Annotated in this window: 13 protein-coding genes; 7 read left to right on the top strand and 6 right to left on the bottom strand. The window is 53.4% G+C overall.

Features of this window, described 5'->3' with window-relative positions; translation table 11 throughout:
• Positions 1–9: 9 nt before the first annotated feature.
• The 5 genes from NSQ80_RS01945 to NSQ80_RS01925 form a co-directional block, all read right to left on the bottom strand.
• Positions 10–1,725, bottom strand: a complete 1,716-nt coding sequence (locus NSQ80_RS01945; RefSeq protein ID WP_339301132.1) for a right-handed parallel beta-helix repeat-containing protein — start codon at positions 1,723–1,725, stop codon at positions 10–12.
• Positions 1,726–1,959: 234 nt separating this feature from the next.
• Positions 1,960–3,627 carry an ABC transporter substrate-binding protein gene (locus NSQ80_RS01940; RefSeq protein WP_339301130.1) on the bottom strand — a complete coding sequence of 556 codons (1,668 nt, stop codon included), beginning with the start codon at positions 3,625–3,627 and terminating at the stop codon, positions 1,960–1,962.
• A gap of 138 nt (positions 3,628–3,765) precedes the next feature.
• Positions 3,766–4,671, bottom strand: a complete 906-nt coding sequence (locus NSQ80_RS01935; RefSeq protein WP_323078702.1) for a carbohydrate ABC transporter permease — start codon at positions 4,669–4,671, stop codon at positions 3,766–3,768.
• 15 nt (positions 4,672–4,686) lie between these two features.
• The gene (locus NSQ80_RS01930) at positions 4,687–5,730 is read right to left on the bottom strand and encodes an ABC transporter permease subunit (RefSeq protein ID WP_323078701.1); all 1,044 of its coding nucleotides are present in this window, start codon (positions 5,728–5,730) and stop codon (positions 4,687–4,689) included.
• A gap of 201 nt (positions 5,731–5,931) precedes the next feature.
• The gene (locus tag NSQ80_RS01925) at positions 5,932–8,223 is read right to left on the bottom strand and encodes a helix-turn-helix domain-containing protein (protein ID WP_339301128.1); all 2,292 of its coding nucleotides are present in this window, start codon (positions 8,221–8,223) and stop codon (positions 5,932–5,934) included.
• 353 nt (positions 8,224–8,576) lie between these two features.
• On the opposite strand from NSQ80_RS01925, the gene NSQ80_RS01920 reads away from it, so the two are divergent.
• The 7 genes from NSQ80_RS01920 to NSQ80_RS01890 all read left to right on the top strand — a co-directional run bounded on the left by NSQ80_RS01920 (position 8,577) and on the right by NSQ80_RS01890 (position 18,587).
• Entirely contained in the window at positions 8,577–10,793 is a 2,217-nt protein-coding gene (locus NSQ80_RS01920; RefSeq protein ID WP_339301127.1) for a helix-turn-helix domain-containing protein, read from the top strand.
• Positions 10,794–10,835: 42 nt separating this feature from the next.
• Complete coding sequence (locus NSQ80_RS01915; protein ID WP_323078696.1) at positions 10,836–12,443, top strand: extracellular solute-binding protein; 1,608 nt, start codon at positions 10,836–10,838, stop codon at positions 12,441–12,443.
• Between the two features lie 248 nt (positions 12,444–12,691).
• On the top strand, positions 12,692–13,639 hold the full coding sequence (locus NSQ80_RS01910; RefSeq protein WP_009223835.1) for an ABC transporter permease subunit: 948 nt from the start codon (positions 12,692–12,694) through the stop codon (positions 13,637–13,639).
• A 17-nt stretch (positions 13,640–13,656) separates the two neighbouring features.
• The gene (locus NSQ80_RS01905; RefSeq protein WP_009223834.1) at positions 13,657–14,529 is read left to right on the top strand and encodes a carbohydrate ABC transporter permease; all 873 of its coding nucleotides are present in this window, start codon (positions 13,657–13,659) and stop codon (positions 14,527–14,529) included.
• Between the two features lie 100 nt (positions 14,530–14,629).
• The gene (locus NSQ80_RS01900) at positions 14,630–16,255 is read left to right on the top strand and encodes an extracellular solute-binding protein (protein ID WP_009223833.1); all 1,626 of its coding nucleotides are present in this window, start codon (positions 14,630–14,632) and stop codon (positions 16,253–16,255) included.
• Between the two features lie 76 nt (positions 16,256–16,331).
• Positions 16,332–17,483: a Gfo/Idh/MocA family oxidoreductase gene (locus NSQ80_RS01895; RefSeq protein WP_009223832.1), complete on the top strand. Its 1,152-nt coding sequence runs from the start codon at positions 16,332–16,334 to the stop codon at positions 17,481–17,483.
• A gap of 21 nt (positions 17,484–17,504) precedes the next feature.
• Positions 17,505–18,587 (top strand): Gfo/Idh/MocA family oxidoreductase, encoded by a 1,083-nt coding sequence (locus NSQ80_RS01890; RefSeq protein ID WP_339301122.1) that lies wholly within the window; start codon positions 17,505–17,507, stop codon positions 18,585–18,587.
• 91 nt (positions 18,588–18,678) lie between these two features.
• Here NSQ80_RS01890 and NSQ80_RS01885 read toward each other — a convergent pair whose 3' ends face one another.
• On the bottom strand, positions 18,679–19,380 hold the full coding sequence (locus NSQ80_RS01885) for an SDR family NAD(P)-dependent oxidoreductase (protein ID WP_260070088.1): 702 nt from the start codon (positions 19,378–19,380) through the stop codon (positions 18,679–18,681).
• Positions 19,381–19,524: the final 144 nt, after the last annotated feature.

Here is a 19,524-nt window from a genome sequence, read left to right as displayed (position 1 = left end):
CTTCCTCCCCTACCAGATCTTAGTTTCTCTCGCCTGCTCGTCACCGCCGAGGAATACATTCTCCGCGATCACCGCATCCGGGCACGCCTCCAGCCGGATAGCACTTCCTTGGTCGATTCCCCCAGAGAACGCCAGCGATATCGTGTTCCCTTGAAACACCAAATCCTGTAAGCAGCGCGCGGACAGCAGCAAGCCGCGCACCGATTCGAAACGATTGTTCACGATGGCAATCCCGCGATGAACCGATCTCTCCGGGTGCACCTCCCGATTCTCCGGCGCAATGGTGATCACCGCATGCGCTTCACCGCCGCAATCGATCAATCGATTGTCCTCGATGACCATCTCCTCTACCGCACCCGACTCGTACCAGGAATGCGCATCAGCAGCAACAAGAATGGCACTCATCCGGATTCTTTCAAATACGTTGCCGCGAATTACGGTTCGCCGCCGCGTGGAAGCCAGCACCCCGCGCGTCGGAATACGGGCGAAGTGGTTGCCCGTGATCTCCACCTCCGGGGACCAGGTGATGTTCTCGACCACATCTTGCGCCCTCATCTCCCTCGGGGCAGGCTGCTCCAGCGTAATCAGCAGCTCGCGGGGGTTTAACCGAAGAACGTCGCTCACCCTGCCGCTTCCATAGGTCACCAGCGTATCCGCATGAACGAAGCCGACCTCGTCTCCGGCGCGGAAGGCGGATATCCCATACGTTTGAGGATGCATAAACCTCACCAGCAGCTGATTGGGCGCCGGACGGCCGACGATTCGCAAGTATGTCCCGTGGACGTTGATCGCATCGTCATGCGCGCCGGCAAACCGGCAATTCCGGATTGCCACTCGCCCCCGGCAGCCCGACACATGGATGAAATCCGCAAAGCCGGCCACCGTCCGGCAGCTTTCGGCCCGTGGCGACAGGTCCAAACGCTCGAAAACGAGGTTTTCGCTGAATTGCCCCACCATCCCAAGCCCATGCATAAAATGAAACCCGCAGCCGGAGAACGTGATATCCGCACTTTCATGGACAAGGACCCCCACTTGATCGCGGATTCCATCCCGCATCTGAACCACGCGGCCGGGGGCCAGCCCCTCAGGGATGGTGCGGTCAAAATAAAACCTTACCCGTCCAGGGCCAACTTCCTCCGCAGAGGTCGTCGCCTGCTCCAGCCAGTTGTCCACCCGCCAGGTTGTATTTTCGGCCGGGTCACATAGCTGCATGGGTCCGGACTGAAAGCGCCAGCCCTCGCCAACCCATGCCAGCCGGCCTTCCTGAATGTCATACCTCGAATCCGGATGCACCACCGCCTCCATCCAACACGCTTCAGGCTCGCAATGCACCACGGTCATCTCCGTCACTGTCGGTACGGCGTAATCAAAGTGAAGGTCATGGATGACGATATTTGCGCTGCCGTCGATCAACAGCATCGTCTGCTTGCCGTGGAACAAGAACAGGGACCCGTTCCCCCTAATGGTCAACCGCTTTTGTTCTTTCAGCAGTATCCCTATCGTTTTCGTGATATCGAAATGCTCCTCTTCACTTGCTGTATTGGTGACATGATAAGGAGCTCGGATCGCCGATTGCGGGTAAAAATGATATCGGCCATAAGGCACCTCCAGCACAACCGGCCCTTCCGTTCGCGCGGCTTCCTCCAACGCCATCTGCATGGCTGGCTGCGTATCCTCTTGCGTATCCGGCCGGGCCCCATAATAACCTAAGGAGATCACAGTCACAGGTGGTTCATCCTCCACGGGTACCTCCGAACGGAGCGTACCCAACATGTGTTCAGAAGCTAGTCCTGGCGTTATCCTATCTTCGCCCAACATAACACATCTGCTCCTCTCCATCTATCGCTGTTTTGGAAGAAAAATGCCGGAAAACGCCCCTTTTGAGCTAGAAAAAAGGAACGCCGGCCCAACAGGCCGGCCTGGATTCAAGCCGCGATCATGCGACATGAGGGGATCCAATTATTTCGCCAACTGATCATAAGCCTTCTGCAAGATCTCCAGATAGCGGTCCAGCTTCAGATCCTTCAGACCTTTCACATAAGCGTCCCAATCCTTGTCCAGATCCTTGTTGCCAGTGATGAACTGCAGCTGGCTTTGCTCGATGTAATTTTTCAGGTTCGTTTGCAGCATGCTGGCTTCGTCGATCACGCTTGGATCAATCCAGATTGCCCAGATTGGGAAGATCTCCTTCGGTTCATGTCCCTGATAGAGCAGCGAGGCGTTGTACAATCTGCGTTCATACCCGTCCGAAGCATAGATATCTTCACCTTGCACCCAGGTGTCGCGGTATTCCTTCGGCATGTAGAAATGGCCCATACCGCTCCAGCCTGCGTTACGCGGCGCTTCGCCTTCCTTCATCGGAATTTGTTTGACCATCGGGGTTACGCCTTCACCCAGCGCCTTATCCCCAGGCTCCGGATCGGTCCAGTCGATGCCTTTCAACCCGGAAGCGGCATTGGTTTGCCCTTCCGGCGTGTACAAGTAGTCGATCGCTTTGATTAATGCGATTTGAACTTCTTCGCTCGCCTTGTTTGTGATGACGAACTTGGCTCCCGAGGTGACGCCGCCGTTATCATGCGTGGCGTACGAAACCCCGTTTGGTCCGGTCAAAGGCGCCAGCGGGTTATAGTGCGCGGAACGGGTGTTGCCCGGATCGATGTTGACGAAAATCGCGGGATGCATCCCTGCGCCAGCACCGAGAATTTCCGCATCCGCATTTTCCCCGATTTTCTTGTAGGCTTCGGCGTTTTGCGTAAAGGCCCCCGGATCAATCAGCCCTTCATCATACAGCGATTTGATGTAAGCCAGACCTTCTCTCCATTCCGGCTTGATCGCTGCCGAGACCACTTTCCCATTTTCCAGGTTCAAGTAGTTACGGTCATCATCATAAACGAAGGCGTTCATCAGATACGGCACGATACGTACGCCGAAATCTTCTATGGAACCGCTGAGCGGCACTTCGTCGGCTTTGCCGTTGCCGTTTGGATCTTGCGTTTTGAACGCCTGCAGCATGGCTTTGAATTCTTCCGTTGTTTTAGGCTCCTCCAGGTTCAGCTTCTTCAGCCACTCGGTATTCACCCACAGTTTATTCGGATAAGAGCAGTGGAAGCACTCCGTGTAAGCGCCAAGTCCGTAGATGTTTCCGTCCGGGGCGGTATACAGCGCTTTCATTTCCGGCGTTTCTTCCATGGCTTTCTTAATGTTAGGGGCGTATTTATCAATCAAATCATTCAGCGGAATGAACACCCCTTGCTGTCCGTATTTAAGTACGTCCGCTTGGGAGAACTCATCGATGTAATGGGTCAGCAGATAGGCTTCCGGATAGTCGCCGCTCGCCAGCGAGATTTGGCGTTTCTCCTTCGCGCCGTCAGAGGGGTTAATCTGCCAATTAAATTTAATGTTAAACTTCTCTTCCATATACTTCGTAAATTTGTTGGTCGGAATATCGATGCCCGATTCCTGAACCGCGAAAACGCTGATTTCCACCGGCTTCGAAGATTCGGCGCCGCCGGGCGAGCCGTTGCCTTGGGCGCTGTTCGAGCTCTCTGTATTTTTACCCGAACAGCCGCTGAGGACCAGCGTAATCGCTAGAACCAGCATGAACATGCTAAGCAGGATTTTTTTCAAATTTGATCGCTCCCTTTTTGTATAGATGTCATTCGCTTCCCTTCTGCAACTCTCTTGGTGCCTATCGAGAGCATCACCTCCTTCTATCATGAAGTCAGCCGCCTTCAGGCGCAACTGCCACTTTCGGAGGTGCAAGGATCAGCCTTTCACCGAACCGACCAGCATCCCCTGAACAAAATAGCGCTGCACGAACGGATAAATAATCAATACCGGCAGCGTAGCCACCACAATCAGTGAGTATTTCAGCAACTCAGCCAGTTGCTGCTTCTCGACCATGGCGATCGCATCCATGTTGCTGCCGCTGTTGTTCTGGATAATGATGCTTCGCAAGATGAGCTGCAGCGGGAACAGGTCTGCCGATTTCAAGTAAATCAACGCATCGAAATAAGCGTTCCACTGCCCAACCGCATACATTAGCACGAGCACGGCAATGATGGGTTTGGACAGCGGCAGTACGACGCTCCAGATGAACCTCAAATCGCTGCAGCCGTCGATTTCACTCGCTTCCAGCAGCTCCTCGGGAATAGAAGTCTGGAAAAACGAACGGGCGATGATCACCTGCCATACCCATATCGCATTCGGGATCAAAAGGGCCCAGCGCGTATCGATCAGATCCAGCCCCTTCACGACCATATAGGTGGGAATCAGGCCCCCGCTAAAAATCATCGTAAAGGTAATGACCATCATTAGCGCGTTCCGGCCGAAGAACGACCGGCGCGACAAGGGATAAGCAATCATGATGGTCAACGTGACACTGATGAGGGTCCCGGCCGTCGTATAAAAGATCGAGTTGAGATAGCCGGTGATTACCTCACCTCTTCGGAACAGCTCTTCAAAGCCTCTAAACGACAGGTCCACCGGCCACAACCAGACCCGGCCCGAGGTGACGGCCGCCGGAGAGCTGATGGAGCTGCTGATGATATAGATGAGCGGATAAAGCACAATGATGACGAGCAGGGTCAGGATCACGTAGATGAAGCCGATAAATATCCGGTCTCCCGCCGATTCTTTGATTCTTCTCTTAGGGGTTGCTGTAGCTGCCATACCCTAACTCCTTTCCTACCAGATGCTGCTCTTCGTCAGCCGCTTGGCCAAACCGTTAACGGTCAGCAGCAGAACGAGATTGATGATGGAATTAAACAAGCCGACCGCGGTGGCGAAGCTGTAGTTGGCATTCAGCAGGCCGATCCGGTAAACGTAGGTTGCAATGATTTCGGAATTGACCAGGTTTAGCGGATTCTGCAGCAGGTACACCTTCTCGAAGCCCAGTGCCATGACGTTGCCGACGTTCAGGATCAGGATGATCACGATGGTCGGTACGATGCCCGGCAGGTCGACGTGGCGAATTTTCTGGAACCGCGAGGCCCCGTCCACCTTCGCCGCTTCGTACAACGTCGGATCGACGCCCGCCAAAGCTGCCAAGTAGATCACGGCGTTATAACCCGCGGTTTGCCAAATGTCCGACCAGACATAAATCGAACGGAACATGCCCGGTTCCCCCAGGAAATTGATGGACTCAAACCCGAAGTAATTCAGTGCGATATTGGCAAAGCCGAGCCGGGGCGCAAGAAACAGCATAATCATCGACACCATGACGACCGTCGAAATGAAATACGGCGCAAAGGAAACCAGCTGCACGAACTTCTTGAAGCGGCCGGCGCGAATTTCGTTGATCATCAGCGCCAGAATAATCGGAATCGGAAATCCGGCGAGGATGAGATACCCGCTGAGAAAAATCGTGTTCTTCACCAGCGTCCAAAACTGCGGATTTTCAAAAAACAGTCGGAAATGCTTGAACCCTACCCACGGACTTCCCCAGATCCCTTTGATCACGTTGTAGTCCTTGAACGCCAGCACCGCATTCAGCATCGGGTAGTATTTAAAAATCAGAAAAAACAAAATGGGAGGAATGACCAGCAAATGCAGCTGCCAGTGCTTCTTGATATTTCTGCGCGCGGTACGCCAGTAACTGGCCTTGCGCTTGGCGTCCGGGACGTAATCCGGTTGGAAAGCAAGTTGTTTTTCCAGAATAATTCCCCCTATAAGTTTTGTAAGCGCCTTGATGGATGATAGCGTTTTCTTCTCGAGTCGATCATAGGGCATGTTTGGCGGCGTTGAACAGGTACACTTCCGTCTTTTGGCGTACAGTTCTCCCGTTTTTCAGGGAACATCCTTCGGTACGGGAGCCACGATTCCGCAAATAAAAAACAGCGGCCGCCCCCTTCCTCATTCGGAAGGTACGGCCGCTGCTAGGCGGTTGTACGTTATGGACTTAACATGGATGAATCGTCTGGCCGATCCCGATCAATCCTGAAAGGACTGCCTGTAAGCGCTGGGCGAAACTCCCGTTAACCGTTTGAATGCCCGCCGGAACGAGTGGGAGCTGTTGTACCCCACCCGGGCGGCGATTTCGTCAACGGTATAGTTGCTCTCCTTCAGCAGCAATGCGGCCTGGTCCATCCGCACTTTAATCAGATGATCGGAATAATTCACCCCGGTCACTTCTTTAAACAGCTGGGAGATGTATTTCTCCGGCCGCTCCACGTACTCCGCAACCCGATATAGCGTCAGGTCCGGGTCGGCATAGGCTTCGGCTGTATACTGATAGATCTGTTTGATCAGCTGGGCGTGTGAATCCTTCTTCTTCTTGGCGATAAAACCGCACAATTCTTCCATAATCCCATGGATATCCTGCTGAATCGTCTCCAGCGGCACAGTAGGGCTGATGTCAATGATTCGCTGCTTGACGCTCTCGAACAACGGGGATTCCAGGAAGATTTTCTGATCCAGCAGCTTGAGGAACGTCCCCTTGATTTCCCCGACGAGCTGGTTTTTCATTTCCACCGACAGCTCGCGTTGCTCCAAATTCTGCGCGATGATCGAATCGATAATCTTCTGGGCTTCTTCCAGCTCCCCGGCCCGGATCGTGCTGATCAGGCGATGCTCCGTATCGAGGGGGTAATAGTAGGTCGTGTTTGTGCTTTGCGTTTCATGGCTCCACAGGATGCCTTTCTTGTTCAAGTAAACCGCATATTCCAGGGCCTGCTTCGCCTGATCGAAGGATTGGCCGACCTCCGTGACGCTGGCAAAGGCTTCGCCAAATCCGGCTTGCATCGAGATTTTGTATTCGGTGAACACATGCTGGGCAAGCTCCTCCATCAGTGTGGTAATCCGCTCTTCCTCCGCCGGCCCTGGCAGCTGATCCGCTTCGCAGAAGAACAGCAGTACGATTTTGTCCGACCCCACATCGGTCATCGGCACCGGCCCTGCAAGCTCGGTGATCGCCTGCTTCATCAGCAGCCTTGCGGCGTTTAGCTCATTCAGCACCTCTACGGTATCCATGCCGGCGTATCCGTTGATTTGCAAAATACCAACATAGCCTTCGCCTTGCCGGAGCGGAATGTCGGCCTGCGCCGCCGCAGAGACGATCTCCTCCCGCGATTCAAATTCCCCGGCAATCAGCCGCTTCAGGAAAGCGTCGCGCACCAGCGGAAGCTGGCGATGAAGCTCCGCCTCCAGCAGTTTGTTCTTCGTAATCATGCCGGCAATGTTCCCGCTTAGGAAGTCAAACTCGTTGTGCCCCGTATCGTCATCCTTACCGAACTGCTCCTTCATCACGCCGATTAATCGGTTGATGGGGAGACTGTTCCGGTAAGCCAGGAACAAGCCCACCAGCAATCCGATTAACATCGCGCCGCCCGTAATCATCCAGGAGATCCGTTTGATCTGGTTGGGTTTCTCCATGAGAGTGCTTCGTGGGATGCCGGCTTGGTAAACCCAGCCGTTCTTATCGGATCGCGTCGTGATCACGAGATCGCTGCCATAAAATTGGCTCGTCTTGCTCTCGTCAAACTTCGGATCAGAGTGCAGCTTGGCGATATCCGGTACCGTTTCCCCCTGAAGGAAGATCGTATTGCCCTCCGCATCGTAGATATGAACCCACCCGCCGCTTTGTTCCGTTAAACCGGATAACAGTCCGGCAATCGTCTTCTGATCTATTAATACAACGACGATCGCTGGTGAGGTATCGTTAAAACTATCCAGAGGCAGCGATTGCATGTAGGTGATCACGGAAGTTTTCATGTCCCGTTCGCTAAACGGAGTCAGCGGTTTGATTTCGCTGCGGTGGGTTGTGCCCAACACCTGCTGCTCCCATTCCTCAAACGACAGATTATCATAATGAAAATACTCATAATAATGCTCCGGCCGGTAAGACGATCCGGAGGTGATAATTAAGTTATAGTTCGCCAGATATATAAAATAGTTACGCAAAAAATCGTTGGTTTGCCCAAACGTCAGAACGTTGCGCATCGCCTTCCAGATGCCGTACACATCCCTCTCCGTACCTCGGTCGTTCATCAGGGCGTTAATCTCCTGGCTGATTGCCAGCTGCCGAGTCATGCCCTCCACTTCCGCCATCCGGTGCTCGAGCAGCTCTTGGCTTCTCTCCAGCTGAATGACGCTGTTCTCGATGGAGATCGACTCCGTCACCGAGATGGAAGTCCGGTACGAGATATACCCGCCGATGCAGGGAATGAGCAGGATAGCGACATACGAAATCAGAAAGCTGCGGAAAACCCGGGAATGCCGAAGCATGGGATGCCCCCCCATCTTTATTGGTAGCGCTCTCATTTACGGCCGAGCCGTCCGCTTTTTTCGTTTCATCATTATATCTATATAGCCATTTCATTCTGTCCAGCGGCATGGAGCGCCCCTTCAATCCAAGCATATCGAGGTTCGCCTCGCTTGGATAGGTACTCCTGGGTAGCTGAACGTACAATTTTCCCGGCTTGTCCCTCGCAGAACCGCGCAGCGGCGCGGGTTTGCAGAAATGTTCGACGAAGTGTGCAACCTGCGCCAAATAAAAAATGAGAATTTCGAATAAATTGTGAATTAACAACATGAATGGGATCTCTTATAATAAATGAAACGGTTTAGGAGAGTTGGATATGCGAATGAACTGGTATTACCGTACGATTCTTTCCTATGCTCCGATCCTCTTCGTGATCATTTCTTCCATGATCTTCGTGATTTTCTTAGCCCTCAACAACGCTTCCGAGCGAAAATACTTGGAAACCAACAAGGCGATCCTCGATCGGATCGTCTTTAACGCGGATGCGAATCTCATGCTAATCGAGCGCAACGTCGTCAGCAAGGTGTTGATGGACGGCGAGATTCAGGACTACTTCGCGAACGCCTCACAAGATGCATTGGGTGACTTCTTGCTGCAGAAAAAACTGATTGACCTAAGCTTAACTTTGCCTTTTGCCAACACCATTTACATTTACAATGAAGCCGAACGACGGATCATTTCGGATTTGGGGTCCTATTCGCTGCGGGCGTTTGGGGATGCAGACTTCCTGACAGCCAACTACGGCAGGAAGGAATCCGCAGGCTGGTTTAATCCACGCTCTTTCGCTTATTCGCCGCAAGGAGAGGAAGCGCAGCAGGTGGTCTCCTTGGTGAAATTTGTTTATACCGGAGACGATATGCGCGGGGCACTTGTGGTCAACGTGTATCAACGCTCTTTTATGGAATATCTTAATTCTTTTGATGAAAGCGATTACAACCATGTTCGATTAATTGATGCCGCTGCCGCTTCGGAATCCCCGGACAAGGCGCCGACGATGAACCCGATTCAAGTTCAGTCTGATTATACCGGCTGGACCTATGTTTCGGAGGGGGTCCATGATCAAGGCTACAACTGGTTGTCCCTTTTCTCCAACGCGTGGATGGTCATTTGGGTCATCTTGATCCTGCTGGCGCTGATCGGGTTTACGATCATCACCCACATCCATTACAAGCCGATTCAATCGATTATGGAAAAGGTCAGCCAGTTTTCGAACCGAAAAAGCGAGGAATTGGGCATTAAAGGAGCGGACAATGAGTTCACCTTCATCGAAATGGCGCTGGACCATCTCTTGAAGCGGTCGCTGGACTACGAGAACCTGCACAAGGAAGACAGCTTGCTGCGGCAGCAGCGGCTGTTTCACGATCTGTTAGCCGGGCATCTCGTGCTTACGGATGAAGAATTCCAGCAACGGCTGGCCGAGTTTAATCTGTCCGCCCCCTATGACCGGTTAGGCGTGATGGTTGCCGAACTGGACCGATACGCCGAGTTTACGGATAAATATAAGGTCAAAGACCAGCATTTGCTGAAGTTTATTATTGAAAGCGCCTTCCGCGATCTGGGACAAAGCCATCATGCCTTTGTCTGGCATGCCTGGATGGAGCCGCATCGCATCGCCTTTGTCGTGCATCACACCGCCGATCCGCACAATACCCAGGCGACCACCACTTATGCAGAGGAATTTAAAAAGTGGATTCATCAGCATCTGGAGCTGACACTAACGATCGGCATCGGGGCCGATTCGACTTCGATTGATACCCTCGCGGATTCCTATCGGAACGCGGTGGAGAATGTGGAGCTGAAGACGGTACTCGGCATCCATTCCATCATCGATAATCGGAAAAGCGCCGGCATTATGAATCTGGACCGATATGCATACCTGCAAGCTTTGGATTATGCCGCCCAGTCCTTCCGCATGAATGAAAGCGAATGGCGGGAGAAACTAACCCAAGTCTTTGGTGAACTGAGTAAAATGCGGTTTCGCAAGCGGGATATGGCGGAGTTTGCACAGGCGTTCCTTAAACGGATGGAACAGGCTGTATTGGCCATGTCCTCCCCTATTCAAACGCGCTGGAAAAGCGATTATCAAGACCGGTTCGCCAGCCTGACCGAAACGGCGGAGACGCTGGCAGAATTTCAAGAACAGTTCATGAGCCTCATGAATCAGTTCGAAGCCTGCGTGGAGGAAGACCGGCAAGCCCGCAGGCATCATAGCTTGGCGATGCAGGCCAAACATTACATCGATGCGCATTTCACCGATCCGGGTCTCTCCTTGGTTCAGGTCAGCGACTATTTGAACCTTCAGCCCAGTGCGCTAAGCGTTATTTTCAAAGAGGAAATTGGGGAGAAATTTGTGGATTATGTCTTGAAGGTTCGGATGCAGCAAGCCAAGCAACTCCTGCTGGAAACGGAGGATTCGATCCAGTCGGTGGCGATCAACAGCGGTTATCAGAACGTGAATTCCTTCTACCGCGCATTCAAGAAATTTCAGGACATTCCGCCGGGGGAATACCGCAATATGTACCGTGCAACGTAAAAGATCTATAATCTGTGTTCCCAACGAGGAAGGAGAGTTCGCATGCCCCTTTTGAGGTCGTGGTTATCGAAGCTGGCGGTCATCGCTATTCTGTGCGTCCTGACAGGCTGCAGCGGATTTGGGGATACGGATCGGTTGGGCTGGGCTGACGGCCCTCTCCCAAATTTTGATTCGGACGGATTCACTGCCAATCATGACGGCTGGACAACGCTTCGCATTGAGCTGTTTGAGCGAAGCAACAAACCGATCGGCGCCCCCACAATTACCGATAATACGATGACGCAGTACATTCAGGAGCATTTCGGAAATCCGGAGCGGATCAAGATCGAATTTGTCACCGTCCCCCGGGCGGAAGAAGTCCGGAGGCTGCAGGTGTTAATGGCCGCAAATCAAGCGCCGGATATCGTGTTCACCTATGACCTGCCTACCGTCTACAATTTCTACACCCAAGGGAAATTAACCGATTTGTCGCCTCTGTTGGACCAATACGGTTCAAGGTTGAAGGAGCTCCTCGGGGAAGAGGTGTTGAGTTATGGGCGGAGGCAAGGAACACAGTTTGCAATTCCCGCAAGGCGGGTGTTGACGGCCCGAACGACGACCTTGATCCGGGAGGATTGGCTCCGGGAGGCCGGACTCTCCCTGCCGGAGACGACGGAGGAGTTTTACCAGGCGCTCCAAATGTTTAAAAAGAATCGGTTGCAAAAGACCGGAGAGGTCATCTATCCTTACGGTCAAATCGATTATTACCATACCGCCCCGCTGCAATACTCGTTCTGGGATTGGGACCAGATCACCGAGGAGGACTTATACGCCGAGCCGGGTTGGACGATGCCCGGGAACAAGGAGGCGTTCCGGTTCCTGAACCGCCTGTATCACGAGGGGCTGATTGATCCCGATTTTCATTTGGACCGATTCGCCCAGCAATTTCAGAAGGATCTGGTGAACGGCCGGGTTGGAGCCGCATCCCCCAATACGAATGAGCCGGTTTATATGGGATATCTGGCTGAACTGTTAAAGAACGACCCCGATGCCATCCTAACGCCAATCGATCCCTTCACAAGCGCCAGCGGCAAGAAGTGGAAGCCGATCCTGGAAAACACGGGCATGTACATCATGGTTCCGAAAACGAGCAAAAACGCCGAAGCAGCGATTAAATATTTGAATTGGATGGCGCAGCCGGAGAACATTATCACGCTGCAGAACGGCGTGGAGGGCGTGACCTACCGGATGGAGGACGGTGTGCCGGTAACCCTGGAGAACGAGGATGTAAATCGATTGTTATTTAATTTTTTTGACTACTGCATCATTTTAAATGGAAAATATGTCAGCAGCCAGGACGAACGCTTGAATCTAAAAGCGAATGCGACCAACAAACGCTTTGAAGAGTTTACGCGCAAGAGCGTGGAGTACGGAATGAATGACGGGATCGAAACCCCGCGCATTCATGCGATTTTGCCTTCCGAAATTCGGTATGCCGCTGCTTTAAATGAGAAGAACGACGAAATTTTCGTAAAGGTCATTACGGCGTCTCCGCAAGCCTTTGATACCGTTTACGACGAGGAGGTCGCAGAGTATCTCGCCATGGGCGGACAGCAAGTTCGCGAGGAGAAGCATCGAGCGTATCAAATGCAAAACGGCGGAACACCATAAGCTGCTGCCACTTTAGAAATCCAATCATCCCAGAGAGGGGTTATCCCTTTCTGGGATGATTTTTTTAGGCGCTTAACCCTCCTTCCGCCCCCCCTGAATAAACAAAGGATAGTCATATAAAAAAGGTGAAAACCCCCGCAGGAAAAAGAGAAGAAGCCCCCAAAAAAGGAGAATTTCCTGCCATCCGCCCCTGTTGTATAGTAAGCAGCAACCAAGCCATGAACTTACCACCCGAAAGGAGGATGCCGATGCAAACGGAAGTCAGGCAGGCCCGTGCCCCGCTCCCCGTTAAACGACGGAACAGCATGGCGGCCTTCAAGCGGCAATGGCCATTGTATCTGCTGATGCTCTTGCCGATGACGTTCTTTATCGTATTTAAGTACATTCCAATGGCGGGCGTCGTAGTTGCTTTCAAGGACTACAACATTTTTCAGGGGATCTGGGCCAGCGAGTGGGTCGGATGGGACGTATTTCGCGAGATCTTTGGGATGCCGCAGTTCTATAAGGCGCTGCGCAACACCTTGATGTTAAACGTCTTCTCTCTGCTGACGTTCCCGGTTCCGATCATCCTGGCGATTATGCTGAACGAGCTGCGGGTCCATTGGTACAAACGCGTAAGCCAAACCTTGCTGTATCTACCCCACTTCATCTCTTGGGTCATTGTCGGCGGGATGGTGCTTCAATTACTCGCGACCAATACGGGCAGTGTCAACGAGTTGATCAAGAGCCTCGGCGGCCGGCCGATTCCGTTCCTCGAGGACACGGTGCTTTGGATTCTGACCTACACAGGAGCCGGGGTTTGGCACTATGCGGGCTGGGGAACGATCCTTTATTTAGCAGCGCTTACAAGCATCAATAAAGAGCTGTATGAAGCCGCCGAAGTAGATGGGGCCAGTCGGCTGCGACGAATCTGGCATATTACGCTTCCCGGGATTAAGCCCACGATCGTGGTGCTGTTTATTATCCAAATCGGCCATATGGCGGATATCAGCTTCGAGCAGCCGTATGCCCTGCAGAACGGCTACGTCATGGATGTCGCTCAGGTGATCAGCACCTATGTGTACACGGTGGGCATTCAATCAGCGCAATTCGCGCTGGCAACCGCCGTGGGATTGTTCCAATCGGTCATCGGGCTGATTCTGCTGCTCACGGCCGAACTCATATCCCGAAAAGTAAACCAGCAAGGCATCTTCTAGCCAAGGAGGGAGCTCACGTGATCCGGAATCCGGTTGATAAAGTGATCGATACGATCGTCATCGTGGTCATCGGTTTATTTGCCTTGTTTTGCGTCGTGCCGATGATCCATATCTTTGCCTTATCCTTCAGCGGCAACCGGGCCATTATGTCCGGGGAGGTGTTCCTGTGGCCGGTCGACTGGAACTTCCATTCCTATTCCGCCGTATTCGGGGACATCTCCATGATGCGGTCCCTGTTGCTGACGGTGATTCTGGTCGTCGTCTATACCGCGGTCGCTTTGGTGATGACCATTATGGCCGCGTATGCGTTAAGCCGCAGAAACTTCAGAGGCCGGAACGTGATGTTTGGGCTCATCATCGTCACGATGTTTTTTAACCCGGGGATTATCCCCAATTACTTGCTGATCAAAGAGCTGGGCCTGCTCAATTCGCCACTGTCGCTCATTTTGCCCCTGATGATTAATGCGTTCCTGCTGATCATTATGAGAACTTCCTTCTCCGGCGTTCCTCATGAGCTGGAGGATTCAGCCTGGATGGATGGCTGCGGCCATTTCCGCTTTCTGCTCCAGGTCGTGCTGCCGCTTCAGTTGCCGATCCTTGCGACCATCGGGCTTTATTCGGCCGTGGACCGTTGGAACATGTTTCAGGACGCTTTGTTTTACATCAACGATAAAAATTTGTACCCGCTCCAGCTCAAACTTTATCAGATGGTCATCAACAGCCAGGTGAACGATGCCACGGCGCAGGAAGGCTTTAACGCCGCGACGCCGATTCCCCAAGGCATTCAGTCAGCCAGCATTATGTTTGCTACCGTGCCGATTTTGCTGGTCTACCCCTGGCTGCAGAAATATTTCATTTCCGGCATGCTGCAGGGGGCCATTAAAGGATAGGCCCTAGCCTGGCGGGAAGCAGCCCGATGTTGATAGCTGCTCTTCGGTCTCGATACCGAAGGTCACTATATTTAAACCAAATCAAAAGGGAGGCAACACCATGCGCAAACCATTTCGCTCCTCGATGTTCGCCTTAGTGGCGCTGGTCATGGCCGCAAGCTTCGCTTTGGCGGGCTGCGGCGGCGGAGGAAGCAACAGCTCATCCAGCGGAAACGGAAAGGACAGCGGCGGGAACACCACAGCTACGAACAATGCCAAGGAATCCGCACCGAAGGGGGAACGCATTACCTTAAAGGTGGAGCTGTTTGACCGGAACAATACGCCGGCTGGGGAACCGCCAATTACGGATAACTTCATGACCCAGTATATCCAGAAAAGCTTTGGCGACCCGAACAACATCGACGTTGAATTCGTGACGGTGCCGCGCGCCGAAGAGGTCGATAAGCTGAACGTCCTGATGGCCTCAGGCTCTGCTCCGGACATTGTGTTCACGTACAGCAAGCCTACCGTGCAAAACTATGTAAAAAGCGGAGGCTTAACCGACCTGGGACCGCTCATCGATCAATACGGCCCCAATTTGAAGAAGGTGCTGGAGCCTTCCCTGCCCTACGGCGTATTTGACGGGAAGCAATACGTCATCCCGGCACTGCGCGTGATTCAAGCCCAAAGCACGACCTTCATTCGCAAGGACTGGCTCGATCAACTGAACCTTCCGCTTCCGCAAACGACGGAGGAATTTGTGAATGCCATGCGTGCTTTTAAAGAGAAGGATCCCGGCAAGACGGGTGGCAAGGTCATCCCCTACAGCTACATCGACGTGTTCCATATGATGCCGTTGGTCAATTCCTTCTGGAAATGGGATGAAATCACGGATAGAGATCTGTACTCGGTTCCGAGATGGCTGCAACCGGGGAGTAAGGACGGTTACCGGCTGCTCAACCAGATGTACAATGAAGGACTGATCGATCCGGACTTCGCGCTCAGCGACGACTTCAGCCAAGCTTTTGCCCAACAGGTTGTGAACAGCATTGCCGGGGCAGGCACGCCAAACACCAATGAACCGGTTTATAACGGGTACTATGCCAACCTGAAAGCGAACAATCCGGACGCGGTACTGGAGGCGATCGATCCGTTCTCTACCCCGGACGGGAAGCATCCAAAGCCGGTGTATGACCCGATTGGCGCATACATCATGGTTCCGGCAACAAGCAAAAACGCAGAGGCGGCTGTGAAATATTTGAACTGGATGGCTGACCCAAGCAACATTCTCGTGCTGCAAAACGGCGAGGAAGGCGTCTCGTACGAAATGAGCGAAGACGGGCTGCCGGTGCTGCTGAATACGCCGGAAGCTCAGAACCTGCTGTACAACTATTACGATTACTGCATCATCCTGAACGGCAAATACATTTCCACCGAGGATCCAAACAAGAACATTGCCGCCAACGCCTTCGATCCCGACTTCAAAGATTTCACCGTCAAGAGCATCCAAGTCGGAACGAATGACGGGTATACCCTGCCTCGCGTAGATATCGCGGTGGATGCCGAGATCAAATATGCCAAAATTCTGGAGGATTTCGAAAAAGAAATGCTCGCGAAGATCGTCACGGCCAAACCGGATCAATTCGACAAGGTCTATGACCAGAAGGTCGAGGAATACATGGCCATGGGCGGCAAAGCTGTCATGGAAGGGAAACAGGCGGCTTACGACGAGTTTTACAAGAAGTAACAGATAACGGATCGGGCCTTTCGGAGTTGTTCTTCGGAGAGGCCCGATTCACATCCAAGCTAAGGAGGGAACCCGAGTGATCCATGTAGCAGTGATCGGAGCCGGTGCGATATCCCCGGCCCATATTCAAGCGTATTTGCAATTCCCGGAGCGGTGCCGGATCGTGGCGATCTGCGATATTTATCCGGAGAAAGCTCGGCAAAGGGCGGAGGAGTTTCAGTTGGATGCGGACATCTATGCCAACTATTCCGAATTGCTCCAGCGCAGCGACATCGACCTGGTCTCCGTGTGCACCCCGCCGTATACTCACGCGGAGACGGCGATCGCTTTTTTGAACGCGGGCAAGCATGTGATTGTCGAGAAGCCGATGGCCTCCTCGCTGGAGGAATGCGATCGGATGAACGAAGCCGCGGAGCAGAGCGGAAAAATATTATCCGTCGTGGCCCAGAACCGGTTCACGACCCCTATGATGAAGCTGAAGAAGGTGTTGGACACGAAGCTGATGGGGCCGATCGTGCACGCGCAAGTCGACTCTTATTGGTGGAGAGGCCACTGTTACTATGATCTGTGGTGGCGAGGCACCTGGGAGAAGGAAGGCGGCGGCTGCACGCTGAACCATGCGGTGCACCATATCGATATTTTTCAATGGATGAACGGCATGCCGGCGGAGGTCACTGCAGTGATGAGCAACACCTCCCATGACAATGCCGAGGTGGAGGACATCTCGATCGCCATCGCCCGCTACGACAACGGGGCGCTGGCCCAGCTCACCAGCTCCGTTGTGCATCACGGCCAGGAGCAGCAGTTAATTTTCCAGGGGAAGCACGCGCGTGTGTCTGCACCGTGGAAAGTAGCGGCTTCTGTTTCCAAGCCAAACGGATTCCCTGAGCCGGACGTAGAGCTGGAAGCGAAGATTCAACAGGCTTACGATGAGCAACCTGAGCTTCGGTATGAAGGTCATCGCGGCCAAATTCAAGACGTGCTGAATGCGATTGAGCATGGGACACCCGTGCTGGTGGATGGCATTCAAGGCCGCAGAACGCTGGAGCTGATTACGGCGATTTACCAATCCGCAAGTACCGGCCAGACGGTGAAACTGCCGTTGGGTCCGGATAGTCCCTTTTATACACGGCAAGGGATATTGCAGAACGCGACTTATTTTTACGAGAAGAAGACCAGCATCGAAAACTTCAGCGACAATACGATCACCTCGGGGGGCAACAGCTAATTCACGAAAGGGGCAGACGCCATGACGAAGGAGCAAGATGGCATGAATTATGCGCCGAAAGGAAAACTCAATCCGGTAGTTGGAACAGGCGAATTTCGCTTTGCGGCGATCGGATTGGATCATGGGCATATCTACGGAATGTGCAACGGGTTGATCGAGGCCGGGGCGGAGCTCGCCGCGGTGTATGACCCGGATCCGGAAAAGGTGAAGCGGTTTGTCGATACGTTTCCGCAAGCGAAGGCAGCGGCGTCCGAGGAGGAGATTTGGGAGGATCCGCAGATCCGGTTGATCGCCGCAGCCTGTATTCCTTCGGAACGATGCGCACTCGGGCTTCGGGCGATGGAGCACGGCAAGCATTATTTTGCGGATAAACCGGCGTTTACGACGTTGGAGCAGGTCGAACAGGCGCGACGGAAAACGGAACAGACCGGTCTTAAATGGGGGATCTATTACGGGGAACGCCTGCATGTTGAGAGCGCTGTGTTTGCCGGCCAGCTAATCGAGGAAGGCGCCATCGGGCGGGTCGTCCAGGTCATTGGCACAGGGCCGCATCGCGCTAATCCCAAGGCCCGGCCGGAATGGTTCTTTGACCCCGACTGTTACGGCGGGATATTATGCGATATCGGGTCCCATCAGATCGAGCAATTCCTGCATTACGCAGGCGCTAAGGATGCGAAAGTGCTGCATAGCAAGGTGGCCAACTACAAGTTCAAGGAATACCCGCGATTTGAGGACTTTGGCGATGCAACGCTGGTAGCGGATAACGGGGCGACCTTCTACTTCCGGGTGGATTGGCTGACTCCCGACGGTTTGGGGACGTGGGGCGACGGCCGCACCCTCATCTTGGGGACGGATGGCTACATCGAAATTCGCAAATACATCGACATCGCCCGGGAAGCTTCCGGCAATCATCTCTATTTAGTGAATCATGAAGGCGAATTCCACTATGACTGCTCCGGGAAAGTGGGATACCCTTATTTCGGCGCATTTATTTTGGATATCCTCAACGGAACGGAAACTGCCATGACACAGGAGCATGCCTTTAAAGCGGCGGCTTTATGCATTGAGGCGCAGGCGCAAGCGATTCGGATTGAAACGGATTAAGAAGAACCCGTGGAGCAAGGAAGGGGCTAACCCAACCGTCATCGTGGATGATGGAGGAGCAGCCCCTTTCTTGGCCTATAGCGCATTGAAATTACAGCGGCATCGCTTTCCCGTCGATACCAATCATCACGGCGTGGGTATCCGCGTCCAGCTTCCCTTCGGCCAAGTCGAGAATCGCCCGCGCCGAATCCCGCGGATCGCCGGGCGCCTGACTGCCGCCCATCGGGGTCCGTATCCAGCCTGGATGCATGGCGTACACGCTGAACCCCTGCGGCACCAGCTCCTTGCGCAGCTGAGCGGTAAAATAGTTGAGTGCGGCCTTGGACAACGCATACGGATAATCGCCGCCATATGCCCCGGCAAAACATCCGGCCTCCGAGGATACGTTCAGAATCAAGGGCCGATCACTCTCTTTCAGCAGCGGCAGGAAATGCTTCACCATCTTCATCGGGCCGTACAGATTGGTGCGGAACGTATTCTCCACCGCCGCGAATTCCAATCGCTCGATCGGCTGCTCCCGTGCCAGCAAGATCCCCGCGTTGTTGATCAGCGCGTCCACCGTTCCCCATCTGGCAGCCATGGCCTCCTTCGCTTGAGCAATCGAATCTTCCTCGTCGACATCCAGCTCAAGCAGCGTCAGCTTCCCTTGCGCCCCCTCCTGCCGTGCCTTCAACGCTTCCACGTTCGTATCCAGCGAGCGCATGCCGGCAGCCACCTCATGGCCGCGCCGCAATGCTTCCCCAACGATTTCCAATCCAAGTCCCTTCCCCGCTCCTGTTACGATCAGTTTCATCGTTCAACCTTGCCTCCTTTGGTTGCTATGAATCCGTTTACATTTCTAAGTGCTGATGAGTCCATGGTCCAATGCATCCCCATCTTAGCATATTCGCGCGCATTCCGGTACAAAGCAGATCACTAGCAAAATGAAGGACACGAA

Source organism: Paenibacillus sp. FSL K6-2441, from assembly GCF_037964765.1.
Lineage (GTDB): Bacteria > Bacillota > Bacilli > Paenibacillales > Paenibacillaceae > Fontibacillus > Fontibacillus phoenicis.
The sequence above is the reverse complement of the archived record's forward strand: the minus strand, read 5'-3'. Positions and strand labels throughout refer to the sequence as shown.

Coding starts and splice junctions, on each gene's coding strand:
- NSQ80_RS01935 (WP_323078702.1), bottom strand. CDS start 4,671: ATGGCAGCTACAGCAACCCCTAAGAGAAGAATCAAAGAATCGGCGGGA.
- NSQ80_RS01930 (WP_323078701.1), bottom strand. CDS start 5,730: ATGCCCTATGATCGACTCGAGAAGAAAACGCTATCATCCATCAAGGCG.
- NSQ80_RS01925 (WP_339301128.1), bottom strand. CDS start 8,223: ATGCTTCGGCATTCCCGGGTTTTCCGCAGCTTTCTGATTTCGTATGTC.
- NSQ80_RS01920 (WP_339301127.1), top strand. CDS start 8,577: ATGCGAATGAACTGGTATTACCGTACGATTCTTTCCTATGCTCCGATC.
- NSQ80_RS01915 (WP_323078696.1), top strand. CDS start 10,836: ATGCCCCTTTTGAGGTCGTGGTTATCGAAGCTGGCGGTCATCGCTATT.
- NSQ80_RS01910 (WP_009223835.1), top strand. CDS start 12,692: ATGCAAACGGAAGTCAGGCAGGCCCGTGCCCCGCTCCCCGTTAAACGA.
- NSQ80_RS01900 (WP_009223833.1), top strand. CDS start 14,630: ATGCGCAAACCATTTCGCTCCTCGATGTTCGCCTTAGTGGCGCTGGTC.
- NSQ80_RS01890 (WP_339301122.1), top strand. CDS start 17,505: ATGACGAAGGAGCAAGATGGCATGAATTATGCGCCGAAAGGAAAACTC.
- NSQ80_RS01885 (WP_260070088.1), bottom strand. CDS start 19,380: ATGAAACTGATCGTAACAGGAGCGGGGAAGGGACTTGGATTGGAAATC.